General features: G+C 44.9%; 16 protein-coding genes. All 16 read left to right on the top strand.

Annotation, left to right across the window (positions count from 1 at the left end):
* Positions 1–257 precede the first annotated feature (257 nt).
* Positions 258–2,369, top strand: coding sequence for a heterodisulfide reductase-related iron-sulfur binding cluster (locus JI665_RS16130; protein ID WP_206840809.1), 2,112 nt, complete (start codon positions 258–260; stop codon positions 2,367–2,369).
* A 326-nt stretch (positions 2,370–2,695) separates the two neighbouring features.
* A complete protein-coding gene (locus JI665_RS16125) occupies positions 2,696–3,883 on the top strand; it encodes an acetyl-CoA C-acetyltransferase (protein WP_206840808.1) in 1,188 nt (395 codons plus the stop codon).
* A 7-nt stretch (positions 3,884–3,890) separates the two neighbouring features.
* Positions 3,891–4,079, top strand: a complete 189-nt coding sequence (locus JI665_RS16120; RefSeq protein WP_206840806.1) for a hypothetical protein — start codon at positions 3,891–3,893, stop codon at positions 4,077–4,079.
* A gap of 77 nt (positions 4,080–4,156) precedes the next feature.
* On the top strand, positions 4,157–5,011 hold the full coding sequence (locus tag JI665_RS16115; RefSeq protein WP_206840804.1) for a 3-hydroxybutyryl-CoA dehydrogenase: 855 nt from the start codon (positions 4,157–4,159) through the stop codon (positions 5,009–5,011).
* Between the two features lie 49 nt (positions 5,012–5,060).
* Positions 5,061–6,191: an acyl-CoA dehydrogenase gene (locus JI665_RS16110; protein WP_206840803.1), complete on the top strand. Its 1,131-nt coding sequence runs from the start codon at positions 5,061–5,063 to the stop codon at positions 6,189–6,191.
* Positions 6,192–6,244: 53 nt separating this feature from the next.
* Entirely contained in the window at positions 6,245–7,384 is a 1,140-nt protein-coding gene (locus JI665_RS16105) for an acyl-CoA dehydrogenase (RefSeq protein ID WP_206840801.1), read from the top strand.
* 31 nt (positions 7,385–7,415) lie between these two features.
* Positions 7,416–8,060, top strand: coding sequence for a TetR/AcrR family transcriptional regulator (locus JI665_RS16100; protein ID WP_206840799.1), 645 nt, complete (start codon positions 7,416–7,418; stop codon positions 8,058–8,060).
* 59 nt (positions 8,061–8,119) lie between these two features.
* Positions 8,120–11,386, top strand: a complete 3,267-nt coding sequence (icmF, locus tag JI665_RS16095) for a fused isobutyryl-CoA mutase/GTPase IcmF (protein WP_206840797.1) — start codon at positions 8,120–8,122, stop codon at positions 11,384–11,386.
* A 149-nt stretch (positions 11,387–11,535) separates the two neighbouring features.
* On the top strand, positions 11,536–11,712 hold the full coding sequence (locus tag JI665_RS16090; RefSeq protein ID WP_206840794.1) for a hypothetical protein: 177 nt from the start codon (positions 11,536–11,538) through the stop codon (positions 11,710–11,712).
* A 511-nt stretch (positions 11,713–12,223) separates the two neighbouring features.
* Positions 12,224–12,805, top strand: a complete 582-nt coding sequence (gene rpoE / locus JI665_RS16085) for a DNA-directed RNA polymerase subunit delta (protein WP_206840792.1) — start codon at positions 12,224–12,226, stop codon at positions 12,803–12,805.
* Between the two features lie 271 nt (positions 12,806–13,076).
* Entirely contained in the window at positions 13,077–14,681 is a 1,605-nt protein-coding gene (locus JI665_RS16080; RefSeq protein WP_206840790.1) for a CTP synthase, read from the top strand.
* Between the two features lie 187 nt (positions 14,682–14,868).
* Positions 14,869–15,873: a LacI family DNA-binding transcriptional regulator gene (locus JI665_RS16075; protein WP_206840788.1), complete on the top strand. Its 1,005-nt coding sequence runs from the start codon at positions 14,869–14,871 to the stop codon at positions 15,871–15,873.
* A gap of 19 nt (positions 15,874–15,892) precedes the next feature.
* On the top strand, positions 15,893–16,849 hold the full coding sequence (locus tag JI665_RS16070) for a sugar kinase (RefSeq protein WP_206840786.1): 957 nt from the start codon (positions 15,893–15,895) through the stop codon (positions 16,847–16,849).
* Positions 16,850–16,859: 10 nt separating this feature from the next.
* Positions 16,860–17,405, top strand: coding sequence for a 6-phospho-3-hexuloisomerase (gene hxlB, locus JI665_RS16065; RefSeq protein WP_206840784.1), 546 nt, complete (start codon positions 16,860–16,862; stop codon positions 17,403–17,405).
* Positions 17,406–17,415: 10 nt separating this feature from the next.
* Positions 17,416–18,426, top strand: a complete 1,011-nt coding sequence (gene allD, locus JI665_RS16060) for an ureidoglycolate dehydrogenase (protein ID WP_206840782.1) — start codon at positions 17,416–17,418, stop codon at positions 18,424–18,426.
* A gap of 28 nt (positions 18,427–18,454) precedes the next feature.
* A complete protein-coding gene (locus JI665_RS16055; protein ID WP_206840780.1) occupies positions 18,455–19,459 on the top strand; it encodes a TRAP transporter substrate-binding protein in 1,005 nt (334 codons plus the stop codon).
* Positions 19,460–19,516 lie beyond the last annotated feature (57 nt).

Raw genomic sequence — 19,516 nt, 5'->3', positions numbered from 1 at the left:
ATGCAATCTTCCTCTCGACAGGATTTTCCTGTTAGTATTTCCTGCAGAGATTTTTCTATCATGGAATCTTCCCAAAAGGGGAGGACTTTTCACCTTTAAAAAGAATTTAATAAATGTAAATAATAAAATTTTTCGAACAAGTTTAACGAAAAATGGTTGACTGAATGCTCATTCATAATATAATGGAAGTAAGAGTAAATTCAGAAAATTATATTGTTTTTAAAATTTTCTAAGATGAAGAAAGGAGCACCATGCCTATGAACGGTTTATTATGGATCAACTTAATTGCATTTCTTCTTGTAACCGCTTACGCTATTAGCCTGTTTGTCTATGTTGTGAAGACGCGGATTGAATATATCAAGCTTGGCAAAAAGGTGGAGTTTGACGGCAAGGTGAAAGAACGCCTTGAGAAGATCTGGGTCAACGTATTTGGCCAGAAAAAGCTTTTAAAGGATAAGAAAAGCGGTATCATCCACGTGATGTTTTTCTACGGCTTCATTCTTGTCCAATTTGGAGCAATCGATTTTATTATCAAGGGAATTAAGCCAGGTGCGCATTTGCCGCTGGGCCCGTTATATCCTGGCTTCACCTTTTTCCAGGAAATTGTGACCCTTATGATCCTTGTTGCGGTAATCTGGGCTTTCTACCGCCGTTATGTGGAAAAGCTTGTCCGCTTAAAACGTGGATTTAAATCAGGTCTCGTACTTATTTTTATCGGAGGGCTCATGCTTTCCGTACTGCTTGGCAATGGAATGGGCATGATTTGGCATGGCCATGAAGGAACCTGGACAGAGCCGGTTGCTTCCATGATTGCCGGTGCATTCTCATGGATGGGTGAAACGGCTTCAATTGTTGTGTTTTACATCTCATGGTGGATTCACTTAGTATTCCTGCTCGCTTTCCTTGTGTATGTGCCGCAATCCAAGCACGCTCACTTAATCGCCGGACCGGCCAACGTATATTTCAACCGACTGGATAATCCGGGGAAATTAAAGGCAATCGACTTTGAAGATGAATCACAGGAAAGCTTTGGTGTCGGAAAGATTGAAGATTTTACACAGCATCAGATGATCGATTTCTATGCATGTGTGGAATGCGGACGCTGTACCAATATGTGTCCGGCAACCGGCACGGGAAAAATGCTTTCGCCAATGGATTTAATCCTGAAATTGCGTGACCATTTAACCAATCACGGTGCTGTTGTCACTTCGAAGCAGCCCTGGGTGCCGACATTCGCGTTTTCAAATACGAAAGGCAATCAGCTTGCCCTTGCAGCTGCCGGCCAGGGTGCAGAAGAAGCAGCTGCGGGCCTTGCTTACAGCCCAAGCCTGATCGGGGAAGTCATCACAGAAGAAGAAATCTGGGCTTGTACGACTTGCCGCAATTGTGAAGACCAATGCCCGGTTATGAATGAACATGTGGATAAAATCATTGACCTCCGCCGCTACCTTGTTTTAACTGAGGGTAAAATGGATGCTGATGCACAGCGTGCCATGACCAATATCGAGCGCCAGGGCAATCCTTGGGGACTGAACCGCAAGGAGCGCGAAGACTGGAGAGAAGCACGCGAAGACGTTCATGTGCCGACAGTGAAGGAAATGAAAAAGGCAGGAGAAGAGTTTGAATACCTATTCTGGGTTGGCTCCATGGGATCTTACGATAACCGCAGCCAAAAGATCGCTCTTTCCTTTGCGAAACTCATGAATGAAGCAGGCGTTAAGGTCGCTATCCTCGGAAACAAGGAAAAGAACTCTGGTGATACACCAAGACGCCTTGGAAACGAGTTCTTATTCCAGGAGCTTGCTACAAAGAATATTGAAGAGTTTGAGAAAAATGAAGTGAAGAAGATCGTAACGATTGACCCTCATGCCTACAACATTTTCAAAAATGAGTATCCGGATTTCGGATTAGAGGCAGAGGTTTATCATCATACTGAAGTGCTTGCCCAGCTTGTAGAAGAAGGCAAGCTGAAGCCGCAATATGCTGTAGAAGAAACGATCACATTCCATGATTCCTGTTATCTTGGACGCTACAACGAGGTGTACGATCCTCCGCGTGAAATCCTTAAGAGCATTCCGGGCGTTAAGCTTGTGGAAATGGAAAGAAACCGCGAAACCGGCATGTGCTGCGGAGCGGGCGGCGGCTTGATGTGGATGGAAGAGGAAACAGGACACCGCATCAACGTCTCACGCACCGAGCAGGCACTTGCAGTGAATCCATCCGTGATCAGCTCCGGATGTCCATACTGCCTAACGATGCTGTCAGATGGCACGAAAGCAAAAGAAGTGGAAGAACAGGTTCATACGTACGATGTTGCCGAAATTCTCGAAAAGTCTGTTATAGGTGAAAGCCAGAACTTAGCATCCTAACATATTGAAAGTGGAAATTGAAGCACTGAAGCAAATTTCAGCTAAAGCATTTTGACGAAAAATGTTTTTACCAGAATTTTGTGTAAAGTGTTTCAATTTCTGCTATTTTTCTAGTAAAATAGAAAATAATAAAGCGCTTACAATTCTGCTGGGTGACTGAAGATCGGGTAAATCCCTTTGTTTCGAGGTCTTTTCGAGCGAGCGTTCAGTCAACTAAAGCACCTTCACAAACATTTAACTTCAGCCAGAACAGCTTCAGAGACCCAATTTTTTTCTAATCAATTTTTCGAACATTTAAAATTAATAGTACAAAGGAGCGATTCTTTATGGGGAAAACCGTAATTCTTAGCGGAGTAAGAACACCTTTTGGAAAATTTGCCGGAGCGCTTAGCAGCTTTACAGCTTCTGACCTTGGCGGATTTGCAGTAAAAGAAGCACTGAACCGTGCCGGCGTCAATCCAGAGGATGTAGATGAAGTGATTCTCGGAACCGTTCTCCAGGGAGGTCAGGGCCAGATTCCTTCACGCCAGGCTGCGCAAAAGGCCGGCTTGCCGTGGGAAGTGAAAACGGAAACGATCAATAAAGTTTGTGCATCCGGTATGCGAAGTGTCACTTTAGGAGATCAGATCATCCGGGCGGGTGACGAGGAAGTCATCGTGGCCGGCGGCATGGAGTCCATGAGCAATGCGCCATACATTTTACCGAAAGCGCGCTGGGGCCTGCGCATGGGTGATTCCACTGTTAAAGACTTAATGGTTCATGACGGTTTGAGCTGCAGCTTTACAGGCGTCCATATGGGCACGTATGGAAACTCGACAGCTAAAGCGTTTGAAATCAGCCGAGAAGAGCAGGACAACTGGGCGCTAAGAAGCCATGAACGTGTCATTGCAGCAATGGAATCCGGCAAATTGGCAGAGGAAATCGTGCCTGTGGAAGTGCCGCAGCGAAAGGGTGACCCAGTCGTTGTCTCCAAGGATGAGTCTCCGCGCAAAGATACTTCCCTGGAAAAGCTTGCTAAGCTGGGGTCAGTTTTTAACTCCGATGGAACGATCACTGCGGGGAATGCGCCTGGCGTTAACGACGGAGCAGCAGCATTAGTATTGATGAGCGAAGAGCGTGCGGAACGCGAAGGCAAAAAGCCGGAAGCTTATATTCTAGGCCATACAGCGCTTGCAGTGGAAGCCAAGGATTTCCCGCAAACTCCTGGCCTTGTCATTAATGCTCTTTTGAAAAAGACAGGAAAAACCCTGGAAGAAATTGATCTATTTGAAATTAACGAAGCATTTGCGGCTGTTGCTTTAACAAGCGGAAAAATTGCCGGCCTTGATGAAGAAAAAGTGAATGTAAACGGAGGTGCCGTTGCTCTGGGCCACCCAATCGGTGCAAGCGGAGCGAGAATCATTCTAACTCTGATGCATGAACTGAAGCGCCAAGGAGGCGGAATCGGCATTGCGGCCATCTGCAGCGGAGGCGGCCAGGGCGATGCGGTGATGATTGAGGTTCCGAAGCAGTAATCTGTTTTTGGGACGGCGGGTGCAGCCGGAAAAGCATCGTTTTACCGGCCGAGAGATAGATGCAACTAATCACTTATCGGCCGGAATTAGGATTTTTACGGCCAAAATAATCAATTTAACGGCCAAACGGATAAATCGCAGGACTGAACAGACATTTACCGGCCAAATCAGCAGAAATACCGGCCAAACTGAATAACGATAGAGGCAGCTGATCATCTATTCGGACCAAATTAACAATTTACCGGCCAAAGCCCAAGAACGGAGGATACAAAAATGAATGTAAAAAACATTATGGTAATCGGTGCTGGACAAATGGGTTCAGGAATCGCTCAGGTTTGTGCGCAGGCAGGCTACAGCGTCATCTTAAACGACCTAAAGCCAGATTTTGTTGAACGCGGCCTTAGCGTGATTAAAAATAATCTTTCCCGCCAGGTGGAAAAAGAGCGCATGACAGCGGAAGAGATGGAAACAGTGCTTAAAAATGTAACCGCTTCAACCGATCTGCAGGATGCAAAAAAAGTTGAGCTCGTTATCGAAGCAGCCGTTGAAAACATGGAAATCAAAACAAAAATCTTCAGCCAGCTGGATGAAATTGCACCAGAGCATACAATCCTGGCGAGCAATACATCGTCTCTTCCTATCACAGAAATCGCAGCTGCGACAAAACGGCCGGAAAAAGTCATCGGCATGCATTTTATGAACCCGGTGCCAGTGATGAAGCTAGTAGAAATCATCCGTGGCCTTGCGACAGCAGACGAAGTGTATCAAACAATTGAAGACATCACAAAGACGCTTAAAAAAGTGCCTGTAGAAGTGAATGACTTTCCTGGATTCGTATCCAACCGCATCCTGATGCCGATGATCAATGAAGCAATCTTCACGCTTTATGAAGGGGTTGCGTCAAAAGAGGCAATTGATGAAGTGATGAAGCTTGGCATGAACCATCCAATGGGACCGCTGACTTTGGCTGACTTCATTGGCCTGGACACGTGCCTGTATATTATGGAAACCCTGCATGAGGGCTTTGGCGATGATAAATACCGTCCGTGCCCGCTGTTAAGAAAATATGTAAAAGCCGGCTGGCTTGGCAAGAAGACAGGCAGAGGCTTCTACGTTTACGAAAAATAATCACAGGAGCCGGCTAAAATAGAGCCAGGCAGCATCGGAGGGTATACAAATGAACCTGAGATTTACAGAAGAACAGGAAATGATGAGAAAAATGGTGCGTGATTTTGCGCAGACGGAGATTGCCCCTTTTGTAGAAAAAATGGAGCAGGGCGATTTTCCAAGGGAGATTCTCCGCAAAATGGGCGGGCTTGGCCTGATGGGAATTCCGATTCCTGAAAAATACGGCGGATCCGAAATGGATTTTACTTCTTACATTATCGCCATCCATGAACTGTCCCGCATAAGTGCGACAGTTGGCGTTATTTTATCCGTCCACACATCAGTAGGAACAAACCCAATCCTTTACTTTGGTACGGAAGAGCAGAAGCAGAAATATATTCCGAAGCTTGCTTCAGGCGAGTATCTCGGAGCTTTTTGCCTTACTGAACCGAGCGCAGGCTCAGATGCGGGAAGCCTGAAATCCCGTGCGGTAAAAGATGGAGACCATTATGTCATCAATGGCTCAAAAGTGTTTATTACGAATGCCGGTGAAGCAGATGTATATATTGTATTTGCATCCACAAATCCGGAGCTTGGCAGCAAAGGCATCTCCGCCTTTATTGTAGAGAAAGATACGCCAGGCCTTGTATTTGGAAAAGATGAGCACAAAATGGGACTGCACGGCTCAAGAACGCTGCAGCTGACATTTGAAGATATGCGGGTTCCGGCTGAAAATCTCCTCGGTAATGAAGGAGAGGGCTTCAAGATTGCGATGGCTAATCTGGATGCTGGACGAATCGGGATTGCTTCACAGGCACTTGGAATCGCAGAAGCGGCCTTTGAAGCAGCCGCAAGCTATGCAAAGGAACGTGTACAGTTCGGCAAACCAATCGCCGCTCAGCAAGGCGTCGGATTTAAGCTGGCAGACATGGCAACAGGCGTTGAAGCTGCAAAACTATTAATCTATCGCGCAGCAGACATGCGCCAGCGCGGCATCAAGTGCGGACTTGAAGCCTCTATGGCAAAGCTGTTTGCATCCAAAACGGCAGTGGATGTAACAACAGAAGCCATCCAGGTATTCGGCGGCTACGGCTACACAGAAGACTACCCGGTTGAGCGCTACTTCCGTGATGCTAAAATTACCGAAATCTATGAAGGCACAAGCGAAATTCAGCGGATTGTCATCAGCAAACAGCTGTAAAGCAGCCTTTTTATAAAAAAATCAACGAATCCATATAAAGAGAGGGACCAACAATGAATTTCCAATTGAGTGAAGAGCATGAAATGATCAGAAAAATGGTGCGCGATTTTGCCAGGAATGAAGTGGCGCCGACTGCTGCTGAGCGCGATGAAGAAGAGCGCTTTGACAGAGAGATTTTCGACAAAATGGCGGAGCTTGGCTTAACAGGGATTCCGTGGCCTGAAGAGTACGGCGGAATCGGCAGTGATTACCTGGCTTATTGCATCGCAGTTGAAGAGCTATCCAGAGTATGTGCCTCTACAGGTGTAACTCTTTCTGCACATACTTCCCTTGCAGGCTGGCCGATCTTCAAGTTCGGAAACGAAGAGCAAAAGCAAAAGTACTTAAAGCCGATGGCACAAGGTGAAAAAATCGGCGCATACGGACTTACTGAGCCGGGCAGCGGTTCTGATGCCGGCGGAATGAGAACGACAGCACGTCTTGAAGGCGATCATTACGTCTTAAACGGCAGCAAAATTTTCATCACAAACGGCGGAATTGCAGATATCTATGTCGTGTTTGCCCTGACAGATCCAGCTTCCAAGCATAAAGGAACAACAGCCTTTATCGTAGAGTCCGGCTTTGAAGGCTTTTCTGTCGGCAAGAAGGAAAAGAAATTGGGTATCCGTTCCTCACCTACAACTGAAATCATTTTCGAAGAGTGCAAGGTTCCGGTTGAGAACGTGCTGGGCAATGTAGGGGAAGGCTTCAAAATTGCCATGATGACACTTGACGGCGGCCGGAACGGCATCGCTGCCCAGGCTGTCGGAATTGCCCAGGGCGCGCTTGATGCTTCCGTGGAGTATGCAAAAGAACGCCAGCAGTTCGGCAAGCCGATAGCTGCCCAGCAGGGAATCGGATTTAAGCTGGCAGACATGGCCACAAGCATTGAAGCTTCAAGACTATTAACGTACCAGGCTGCATGGCTGGAATCAGAAGGACTTCCATACGGAAAAGAATCCGCCATGTCCAAACTCCTTGCCGGTGACACAGCCATGAAAGTGACAACAGATGCCGTTCAAATCTTTGGCGGCTACGGATATACAAAGGATTATCCGGTAGAGCGCTTCATGCGCGACGCCAAAATTACGCAAATCTACGAAGGCACACAGGAAATCCAGCGTCTTGTAATCTCTCGTATGGTAACAAAATAATATGTCTTACTGGGGGAGGCGGTAGATAACAATGAAAAAACGGGAAGTGCAGGCTTCTGTTAAAGATGAGCGTCTTGTCAAAAAAAGACGTGATCAGATGATTAAAGGTGCCGTCACCCTTTTTATCCAAAAAGGGTTCCATCGTACAACAACTAGAGAGATCGCAAAGGCATCTGGTTTTAGCATTGGAACGCTGTATGAATACATCCGGACGAAGGAAGACGTCCTATATCTGGTTTGTGACAGCATTTATGACCAGGTCGCCGAGCGGCTTCAAAAAGGTCTTGATACGAAGCAGGGCACGCTTGATAGCCTAAAGCAGGGCATCGCAGACTATTTCAAAGTGGTCGATGAAATGCAGGATGAAGTGCTCGTCATGTACCAGGAAGTAAAGGCGCTGACAAAGGACGCGCTTCCATATGTTCTGAAAAAAGAAATTGAAATGGTCGGCATGTTCGAGCATGTCATTACACTTTGCGTCGAGAACGGGGAACTGGAGCTGCCGGAGGAGAAAATCAAAATGATCGCCCATAACATCTTTGTCCAGGGGCAAATGTGGGCATTCCGCCGCTGGTCGCTGCAGAAAATGTACAGCATCGATGAATATATCCAGCTGCAGACCAATCTCCTTTTTCAAGGAATAAAGGATCCGGGCAGAGTTTCGGAAAACGCTTAATAATAGCGCGCAGGCATCAGCAGCACTAGTGTCTGCGCTTACGGACAAGGGGGAGAACGATGAGCAATCCAGAAGTCTATAAGCCGAAAAATCATATTCGCTTTGTTACCGCTTCCAGTCTATTTGACGGACATGATGCTTCCATTAATATTATGCGCCGCATCATTCAGGCAAGCGGTGCAGAGGTCATCCACCTCGGGCATAACCGTTCTGTGGAGGAAGTCGTAAATGCTGCGATACAGGAAGATGTGCAGGGCATCGCTATTTCCTCTTATCAGGGAGGGCATGTAGAGTACTTCAAATATATGTATGACCTTTTGAAGGAGCGAGGCGCATCCCACATCCGCATTTATGGCGGAGGGGGCGGTGTCATTATCCCGAAGGAAATCAAAGAATTGCATGACTACGGAATCGCGAGGATTTTTTCTCCGGAAGACGGCCGCCAATACGGCCTCCAGGGGATGATAGACCAAATGATCAAGGAGTGTGATTTCCCCACGTTCACAGCTGAAGCATCCGAGCAGATTGAAAAGCTTCAGGATGGGGAAACGAATGCGATTGCCAAGCTCATTACACTGGCTGAGCATCAGGTAACCGTAGGCAAAGAAGCGGCAGCATCGCTTGAGCCGGTCATGGAGAAAGTGAAGTCCCTTGAAAAGCAGGTTCCTGTTGTGGGAATTACGGGTACAGGCGGTGCCGGAAAAAGCTCGCTGACAGACGAGCTGATCCGCCGCTTCATAAATGAAATTCCGGAGAAAAAAGTTGCGATTCTTTCTGTTGACCCGACAAAACAAAAAACGGGTGGTGCGCTTCTTGGCGACCGTATCCGCATGAACGCCATCTTTAATCCGCGAGTGTATATGCGAAGCCTGGCAACAAGAAATTCCCGCAGCGAGCTATCGCTTGCGATTCAGGATGCGATATCAGTTGTCAAAGCAGCGGGCTTTGACCTGATTATTGTGGAAACTAGCGGAATCGGGCAGGGGGATGCCGGCATTGCGGAAATTTGTGATGCTTCGATGTATGTCATGACAAGCGAATTCGGTGCGCCTTCCCAGCTTGAAAAAATAGATATGATCGATTATGCAGACTTAATTGTCATTAATAAATTTGAGCGCAAAGGTTCAGAGGATGCGATGCGCCAGGTGCAAAAGCAGTACCAGCGCAGCCGGATGCTTTTTGAAAAAGAGCTGGAAGACATGCCTGTCTACGGAACCATTGCCAGCCAGTTCAATGATCCTGGCACAAATGCGGTGTTTGCTGCACTTGTGGAAACGATTAATGAAAAAGCAGGAACAGACTGGAAGACAAGTTTTACAAAAAGTGCAAAAGTTGAGAAGCAGAATGTGATTATTCCAAATGAACAGCGCTATTATCTGCGCGAAGTTTCTGAAACAGTCCGCGGCTATCACAAGAAAGCCGAGGAGCAGGCCGATCTCGCCCGCAAACTGTTCCAGCTGGAAGGGGCTCTGCTTGCTGTAAAAGAACAAGAAGGAAATGAAGAAGTCATTGCTTCTCTTGAAGGCATTAAATCAGCGGCAGAAGAGAAGCTGACTGCTGAAACAAAGAAAATCCTTGCTGGCTGGGATGATCTGAGGGAAAAATACTCAGGCGAACAATTTGTGACAAAAATCCGCGATAAAGAAATCGTGACGGTGCTAAAAACAAAAAGCTTATCCGGGCTGTCCATTCCAAAAGTGGCACTGCCTAAGTACAAGGATTACGGAGAAATCATCCGCTGGGTATACAGAGAAAACGTGCCGGGTTCATTCCCTTATACAGCTGGTGTTTTCCCATTCAAACGCGAGGGTGAAGATCCGAAGAGACAGTTTGCCGGAGAGGGTACGCCTGAACGGACAAACCGCCGCTTCCATTATCTGTCCAAAGATGATGCCGCAAAGCGCCTGAGCACAGCATTTGATTCTGTAACCTTATATGGGGAGGATCCTGACTACCGCCCGGACATTTACGGAAAAGTCGGGGAAAGTGGAGTCAGCATCTGTACACTGGATGATATGAAGAAGCTTTATGCCGGATTTGATTTGTGCCATCCATCTACATCTGTATCGATGACGATTAATGGGCCGGCACCGATCATTTTGGCGATGTTCATGAATACGGCCATCGAACAGCAGATTGAAGTAAAAGAGCAGGAGCTTGGCCGCGTGCTGACACCTGAGGAATTCACAGAAGTCAGGGCGAACACGCTGCAGACTGTCCGCGGGACGGTTCAGGCTGACATTTTAAAAGAAGATCAGGGGCAGAATACTTGTATCTTCTCTACGGAATTTGCTTTGAGAATGATGGGAGATATTCAGCAGTACTTTATCGACCATAAAGTCCGCAATTATTACTCTGTTTCGATTTCCGGCTACCATATCGCAGAAGCGGGTGCAAACCCGATTTCTCAGCTTGCCTTTACACTAGCAAATGGCTTCACCTATGTTGAGTACTATTTGAGCAGAGGCATGAACATCAATGATTTTGCACCAAACCTTTCATTCTTCTTCTCCAACGGACTTGATCCGGAGTATACAGTGCTTGGGCGTGTGGCGCGCCGCATCTGGGCAACGGTTATGAGAGATAAGTATGGTGCAAATGAAAGAAGCCAGAAGCTGAAGTACCATATCCAGACTTCAGGGCGCTCTCTGCATGCACAGGAAATTGATTTTAACGATATCCGCACAACGCTGCAGGCATTAATGGCGCTTCAGGATAACTGTAACTCGCTTCATACCAATGCGTATGATGAAGCCATCACGACACCGACAGAAGAATCTGTCCGCCGTGCAATGGCCATCCAGATGATTATTACAAAAGAGCATGGCTTGTCGAAAAATGAAAACCCGCTTCAGGGCGCCTTTATCGTGGATGAGCTGACAGATCTTGTGGAAGAACAGGTACTGAGAGAGTTTGAACGCATCAATGACCGCGGCGGCGTTCTCGGTGCCATGGAAACTCAATATCAGCGCGGCAAAATTCAGGATGAGTCCATGTACTATGAAATGAAAAAGCATACTGGAGAGCTTCCAATAATCGGAGTCAACACTTACTTGAATCCTAATCCTCCATCAGAGGATGAAATGAACAACATGGAGCTTGCAAGGGCAACGAAGGAAGAAAAAGAAACGCAAATCCGCAACCTGCGCAGCTTCCAGGAACGCAACAAAGACAAATCGGAAGAGGCACTGAAACAGTTGAAGGAAACAGCAGTCAGCGGCGGCAACATTTTCGCCGCGCTGATGGAAACCGTCAAAGCGGCAAGCCTCGGCCAAATCACCCGTGCGCTATACGAAGTAGGCGGACAGTACCGGCGGAATATGTAAAAACCAAATGGATTAACAGGGCCTGCAGCAGCAGGCCCTTGTTTTCTGCACTATTATTTAACATAGAATTAATATAAAATACATCCATATCCTATATAATGGAATCAGTACATAGCATTGCACTTCGGGGAACCTGAGGATGTGAAAAAATGAAAAAAATCTTGCTCTACATAGCCATCCTTGCAGCTGCTGCAGGAGTCTACTTCTTATATGGAAAACAGCTGGGAGCCATTGCATTCTATCTGCTCTCCATCTACTTCACCTGGCTCGCCTATAAAAAATGGGATCGCCCGTTAAAGCGCAGGAGGAGAAAAAGGGCAGATTAGCTTTATGTGTTACATTAATTTATCCGAACACTCGTATTCAAAAAGTGAAGGCATTTTTGATTCGGCAGTGATAGTAAAAAACGTGTAGTCAGCACCCTGTTGATTGAAGCGGAGGGCACTTGATCCTCGAAAATGCTGTTGCATTTCCTTCGTGCGGTGTTCATTCGAGGAAGCTTATTCAATGTCCTGCGGGAGATGCGGGTCATCGGGAGACCCCGCAGGCGAAGCCGAGGAGCTCTGTTCCTCCCCGCGGAAAGCAAGTGCCCGTAGCGGAAATTCCGGACATCATTCAAAGCCCTATTAAGATAATTAAAATCAAGAATAAATCGCATAAAAATACGCAGAACAGCAGATATAACTGGCATAAACCGTAAAAATTTGTTTATAATGAAGAATATGCCTTCTTGCAGGCTGTCCACATGCATTTACGGACAGCTGCGGAACTTCAGCTTAAATAGTTAGTGATTTACGCTGCAGAATGAGCGTTTACATAGGAAAGGAAGTGCTGATATTGAGTTTGGAACAGTTCTCAAAAGAAGAATTACAGGAAATGTCATTGATTGAAGTGGCTTATGAGCTTCTAACAAGCAAAAAAGAACCAATGGCCTTTAATGACATTATGAATGAAGTGGCTAAACTTATGAACCTTTCAGAGGAACAAGTTAAAGGGAAAATTGCACAGTTCTATACAGATTTAAATATAGATGGCCATTTTATCGGATTGGGCGATAACCGCTGGGGCCTTCGTTCATGGTATCCAGTTGACCAATATGAAGAAGAAATCGTTACCGTAATCAAGCCAAAGAAGAAAAAGGCGAAGAAAAAGGATGACGATGATCTCGATCTTGAAGATTATGATGAGCTTGATGAAGAGGATATCGATTACGACGATATCGACGGATTCGATGATGATGATCTGACAGAAGACGATGATGACGATCTTCTCGACGATGACGATGATCTTGATGATGATGATGACTTCGAAGACGATGATGATATAATCGATAAAGATGAAGAATACGACCTCGGCGATGAGGACGAAGAGCTTGAGGAAGATGACCTCGACGCTGACGAAGAAGAAGAAGATTTATAATCTTGACTTTTCGTTTCAGGGCTTGTAGAATACTTTTTGGGCTCCTTAAAAAAGGACGATTCGTTTAGACGCTAATAGCGCTCCCTTACTTACTTAAGTAAGAGGAGCGCTTTTTATTTTTTTATAGGCCATGTGCCTTTTTAAAAGAGCTAAACCATCCCTTTGCGATAAGCTTCTGCTGAAAAGTCGGAGGCTGAACAATAGAATTTTTATCATCAAGTCTTTAAACCAGCATCATTATGCACAAACTGATATCAAGGGGGAATTTTTCATGACTAAGTATATTTTTGTTACGGGCGGAGTTGTTTCGTCACTAGGAAAAGGAATCACGGCAGCATCACTTGGCCGCTTATTGAAAAACAGAGGGTTAACGGTTACGATTCAGAAATTCGATCCTTACATAAATGTGGATCCGGGAACAATGAGCCCGTACCAGCATGGTGAGGTGTTTGTAACAGGTGATGGCGCGGAGACTGACCTGGACTTAGGCCACTATGAGCGTTTTGTTGATATTAACCTGACTAAATACAGCAGTGTAACAACTGGTAAAATTTACTCAACCGTCCTTAGAAAAGAGCGCCGCGGCGACTATAACGGCGGAACAGTGCAGGTTATTCCGCATATCACAAATGAAATCAAGGATAAAGTTTTCCGTGCTGGCCATGAAACGAATTCTGATGTGGTCATCACAGAAATCGGCGGAACAGTAGGGGATATTGAGTCACTTCCATTCCTTGAAGCGATCCGTCAGATTAAGAGCGATATCGGCCGCGATAATGTTATGTACATTCACTGTACATTGGTTCCTTATATCAAGGCAGCAGGCGAAATGAAAACAAAGCCTACACAGCACAGTGTTAAAGAACTGAGAAGCCTTGGCATTCAGCCAAACGTAATCGTTCTTCGTACAGAAATGCCAATTTCCCAGGATATGAAGGATAAAATTGCGCTATTCTGTGATATCGATAAAGAAGCAGTTATTGAAGCAACAGATGCGGATACATTATATTCTATACCGCTATCCCTTCAAGATCAGAAGCTTGATGAAATCGTCTGCAAGCATTTGAAGCTGAATTGCGGAGAAGCGGACATGACCGAGTGGAAACAGCTGGTTGACAAGGTTCTGAACCTTTCCAGAAAAACAAGGATTGCCCTTGTCGGTAAATATGTTGAATTGCAGGATGCTTACATTTCAGTTGTCGAAGCCTTAAAGCATGCGGGTTATGCTTTTGATTCTGATATTGAAATCAAATGGATCAACTCTGAAGAAGTAGACAGCAATAATGTCAATGGACTGCTTCAGGATGTTGATGGAATCCTGGTTCCAGGCGGATTTGGGGACCGTGGCATTGAAGGGAAAATCCTTGCGATTCAATATGCGCGTGAGAACAAAAAGCCATTCCTTGGCATCTGCCTTGGCATGCAGCTGGCTTCCATTGAATTTGCAAGAAATGTACTGGGTCTTGAAGGGGCACACTCAGCAGAAATTGCTCCTGAAACACCGCATCCAATTATCGACCTTCTGCCTGAGCAAAAAGATATTGAGGATTTAGGCGGAACTCTAAGACTTGGCTTGCAAGCTTGTAAATTGAATGAAGATACAAAAGCATTTGAGGCATACCAGGATGAGGTGGTATATGAGCGCCATCGCCATCGCTATGAATTCAACAACCACTACCGCCAGGATATGGAGAAAGCAGGCTTTGTCTTCTCCGGTACAAGCCCGGACGGCCGCTTAGTGGAAATCATCGAAGTGAAGGATCACCCTTGGTTCGTTGCTTCCCAGTTCCATCCTGAATTTATCTCAAGACCAACCCGCCCTCAGCCATTATTCCGTGAATTTGTCGGGGCGTCATTGAAATTTAGCGAGAAATAATAAAGTGATAAAAATCCCTTCGGATTCGGAGGGGTTTTTTTTGTCCGGATCGTTGTTGAATGATTTATGCAAAAAATAAAATTCAGAAATTTTAGTATTGATTTTGAAAAGGTTTTCATTTATACTTTCACTAAACCGGTTTACTAAACCGATTTACTAAATCGGTTTTGCGAGAGGATAGTACAACATGAAAAAAATAACGATGTTAGATGTTGCGCAAAAAGCAAACGTATCAAAGAGCACAGTTTCACAGTATATCAATAATCGCTACGAGTATATGGCGGAATCCACTAAAATGCGAATTGAAGACGCCATTCGCGAGCTGGGATATATCCCGAATTTCGTAGCTAAAAGTTTGAAGCAAAAGAAGTCATCAACCATTGGAGTGATTGTTGCCAATATACTTCATACGTTTTCGACAGAAATTATCAGGGCCATTGAAGATGTCTGCGAAAAAAATGAATTTCATTTATTTGTCTGTAACGCAGACGATAATCCGGAAAAAGAACGTGCATACATTGATATGCTTTTAGCTAAACAAGTTGATGGTCTGATTATCTTTCCGACCATCGGAAATGAAGATCAATATAAACGGCTGAAGCTTTCAAATTTCCCCATTGTTTTTGTAGATAGAAAGCTTGATAAAGCTATTTATCCGACACTGCTTTTGGATAACGAGAGAGCAGCTGAGATTGCCGTTCAGGAAATCGTCCAAAAAGGCCATAAGAAAATAGGTCTGGTATCCATGTCCTTAAGCCAAAAAGTGACACCACGGATTGAACGGATAAATGGATACAAGAAAAAGCTGAAACAAAATGATTTGCCTGTAAAGGATGATTGGATTATTGCTGCAGAACGAAAAGACATTATCCCTAAACTGGAAAAAATGTGGATGAGTAAAGAAACACCAGAGGCATTTTTTGCTACAAACGATCTTTCGCTCATTGAACTTTTGAAATTTTTTAGAAAAAAGAATTTAAAAGTTCCCGAAGATGTAAGCGTTATCGCTGTAGATGATTCTGATTTCCTGGAAATCTCGGCAACACCGATAACAGCCATCAAACAGCCAACCTTTGAAATTGGCAATGATGCCGCTTCTGTTTTATTAGATTTAATTAGAAATCCTCGATTTGAGGAAGTATACGAGATTAAAAGATACGCTCCTGCTTTAGTTGAGCGGGAATCTTTATAGAGTGTTAGGAGAGAAAATAATGTCATCACCATTCAAAGTTTTAACAATCGGAGATGCCATGATAACACTGAACCCAGCTGTAAAAGGGCCACTTAGATATGTTACCCAGTTTGAACGCAAGGTGGGCGGTGCAGAACTCAACTTTGCCATTGGATGTGCAAGGCTTGGGTTAGGCAGCAAGTGGATTAGCCGGCTGGGGGAAGATGAGTTTGGCAGAGTCATATATAACTTCGCTCGGGGAGAGGGCGTAGATGTATCGGGTGTGAATTTTGTAAGCGGCTGCCCAACATCACTTAACTTTAAGGAAATCAATGAGGATGGATCAGGCAAGACATTCTATTACCGGTATAACTCGCCTATTTTAACTTTGACACCGGATATGATTCAGGAAGAACTGTTTGAAAATGTAGATCTTGTCCATCTTACAGGTGTTTTCCTTGCTATTGATCCAAAGAACATCGAAATTGCCGCTAAAGTGATAGAAGCTGCAAAACAAAAAAAGATTCCAATCTCCTTTGATCCAAATATCAGACTGAAGCTTTGGTCAATCGAAGAAGCGAGAAGAGCGTATAAAGACATTCTTCCGCATGTTGATATCCTGCTGACTGGGTTAGAAGAGATCAGGTTAATAAGCGGGATGGAAGAAGAAGATGAACTTGCGCTTTTTGCCAGAGAATATGGCATCAGAGATTTGGTCTTAAAGGATGGCGCTAATGGATCAAAGCTATTCAGGGATGGTATTTGGACACGGGCAGAGAGCTTCCGTGTGACTCCAGTTGACACAGTCGGAGCCGGAGATGGATTCGATGCCGGATACGTTTATGGCTGGCTGAACGGTTTCAGCAAGGAAAAGCTGCTTCAATTTGCGAATGGCGTAGGCGCCCTGGTTACAACCGTCTCAGGAGATAATGAAGGTCTTCCTTATCTAAATGAAGTAAACGCATTTATCAATAATGACCTTATTGTTGAAAGATAAGAGGTGGACAATGGATACAATTCTTACAATTCTCAAAGAAATGAGAGCAGTATGCTCACATGTCGATAAGAACGAATACGAATCTTTCGTAGCACTTTTAAAGAGTGACGCTCGTTTTTTCTTTACTGGAGAAGGTCGGTCAGGCCTAGTGGCAAAGGCGATTGCCATGCGTCTTATGCATAGCGGAAAAACGGTCTATGTTTTGGGAGAAACAACAACACCGGCCATTCAGAAAGACGATATATTAATCGTTTTATCTGGCTCAGCCAAAACAGGACAGACAATAAGTTTTTCTGAAAACGCCTTCAGGGCGGGGGCAAAAGTATTTTTAATAACCACTAATAAAGAGGCCATTCATCAGCCGTGCTTTACGGGGGGAATGCAAATTCCTGCGGCAACAAAATACCGCCATACAGGAGAACCGGATACGATTCAGCCTCTGGGAAATCAGTTTGATCAGGCCGCACATCTCATCTTAGATGCTGCAATTGTTGATAGTTTATCAGAAAGAAATTCGAACGAAGAAATGGTCAAGAAACATACCAACCTGGAGTAGGGGGATCATTATGTCTACTGTGACAATTCATCATGAAGAAGCTAAGAAGCTAGTAGTTCAGAAACTAACAGATGCTGGCTTGATACATGAACATGCAGAAAAAGTTGCGGAAATACTGGTTCATGCAGATTTAAGAAATGTTAATTCACATGGTGTTTTACGTACTGAACATTATGTGAATCGCCTTAATGCTGGAGGAATTAATCCCAATCCGGAGATTACATTCAATAAAACTGGTCCTGTGACAGGGGTAGTCGATGGCGATGACGGATTTGGACACGTCATTGCAGATGAAGCCATGAATCATGCCATCCAGATGGCAAAGGAAAATGGTGTGGGAATGGTCACAGCCATTAACAGCAGCCATTGCGGGGCACTTAGTTATTTTGTTCAAAACGCGGCAGAGCAAAACCTGATTGGAATTGCGATGACCCATACCGATAAAATTGTCGTGCCCTTTGGAGGCAAAGATGCTTTCCTTGGAACCAATCCGATTGCCTATGGCGTTCCGGCAAAAACACAGAAACCATTCATCCTGGATATGGCAACATCGAATGTAGCTCTGGGGAAAATTCTTCAATATAAAGAAGAAGGAAAAGAAATTCCAGAAGGATGGGGTGTGGACGAGAATGGGGAAACCGTAAGAGATCCTTCCAAGGTCGTTTCACTTTCTCCGTTTGGCGGGCCTAAGGGCTATGGACTATCAATGATTGTCGATATCTTCTCAGGTTTGCTTGCAGGTGCAGCTTTTGGGCCGCATGTAGCCAAGATGTATGGAGACCTGGATAAGAAGCGGAAGCTTGGCCATTATTTCTGTGCAATTAATCCGGCATTCTTCACGGATGCAGAAGCATTCCTGGGAAATATGGATCAAATGATGGCAGAAATCCGTCAGGCCCCTCCAGCTCCCGGTTTTAAAAGTGTTCTTGTGCCAGGTGAAATTGAACAAATGAATGAAGAAAGAAATCTCGAAAAAGGGATCATAATTGCTTCAACGGTACATCAGTTTTTAACAAACTAAATCTATAGAAAAAAAGGGGAGAAAAACAATGAAATTTAAGTGGTTATCCGGTGTTTTAGCTGCGACTTTGATGCTTAGTGCCTGCGGTTCTGGCGGTTCTAATGGGGCAAGTGGCGAGAAGCAAGAGGGAGAAGTAATCAAGTGGAAGTTTGGCCACTTGGCAGACGAGAATCACATTTGGCATAAAACAGCTGAGGAATTTGCAGATCTGGTTACTGAAAAAACAGACGGGCAAATTGAAATTCAAATTTTCCCGAATAACTCTCTTGGCGGAGAAACAGATACAATCAATGCCATTCAGGCGGGTACAGCTGACATGGTCATTTCAGGGGAAACCATGCAAAACTGGGCACCTAAAGCTGCTTTAATGGCAGTACCGTATGCCTTCCGTGATCTTGACCATGTAAAAACGGTTGTAGAAGGGGAAATCGGTGAAGAAATTGAAAAGGAAATCACTGAAAAAGTTGGCTTGACTCCTTTGTATTATCATACACGCGCTCCACGTAACTTGACTTCAAGTGAGCCTATTGAGGCACCATCTGATTTGAAGGGATTCTCAATGCGTGTACCAAATGTTCCATTGTTCCTGAAAGTTTGGGAAGCTGCAGGCGCTAAGCCGCAGGTTATGGACTTCAATGAAGTATTTACTGGCCTTCAGCAAGGAGTTATTAAAGGACAGGAAAATCCGGTTGACTTAATTCAGAGCGGCGGATTATATGAAGTTCAAAAGTATGTGAACCGTACAGAGCATGTATATTCATGGATTTATATCCTGATTGGGAACAAGCAGTTTGAGGCCCTGAATGATGAACAGAAAAAAGCTGTGACAGAAGCAGCTGCAGAAGCACAGGCATTTGGAGAAAAACTTTATGATGAGGAAATTTCAAAAATAGAGTCTGAGCTTGAAAGCGAAGGAATGGAGTTTGTTGATGTTGACCAGGATGCCTTCCGTGAAAAAATGCAGCCTGCGATTAAAGATAGCCTTAAGCCGGAACAGTATGAGCTTTATGAAAAAATTCTAGAGGTAGAATAATAGTCTTATTGGAACAAGTTAAAGGCACCGCTGACTATTTTGCCAGCTGTGCCTTTA

Source organism: Bacillus sp. NTK034, assembly GCF_017303275.1.
Taxonomy (GTDB): domain Bacteria; phylum Bacillota; class Bacilli; order Bacillales; family Cytobacillaceae; genus Cytobacillus.
The sequence above is the reverse complement of the archived record's forward strand: the minus strand, read 5'-3'. Positions and strand labels throughout refer to the sequence as shown.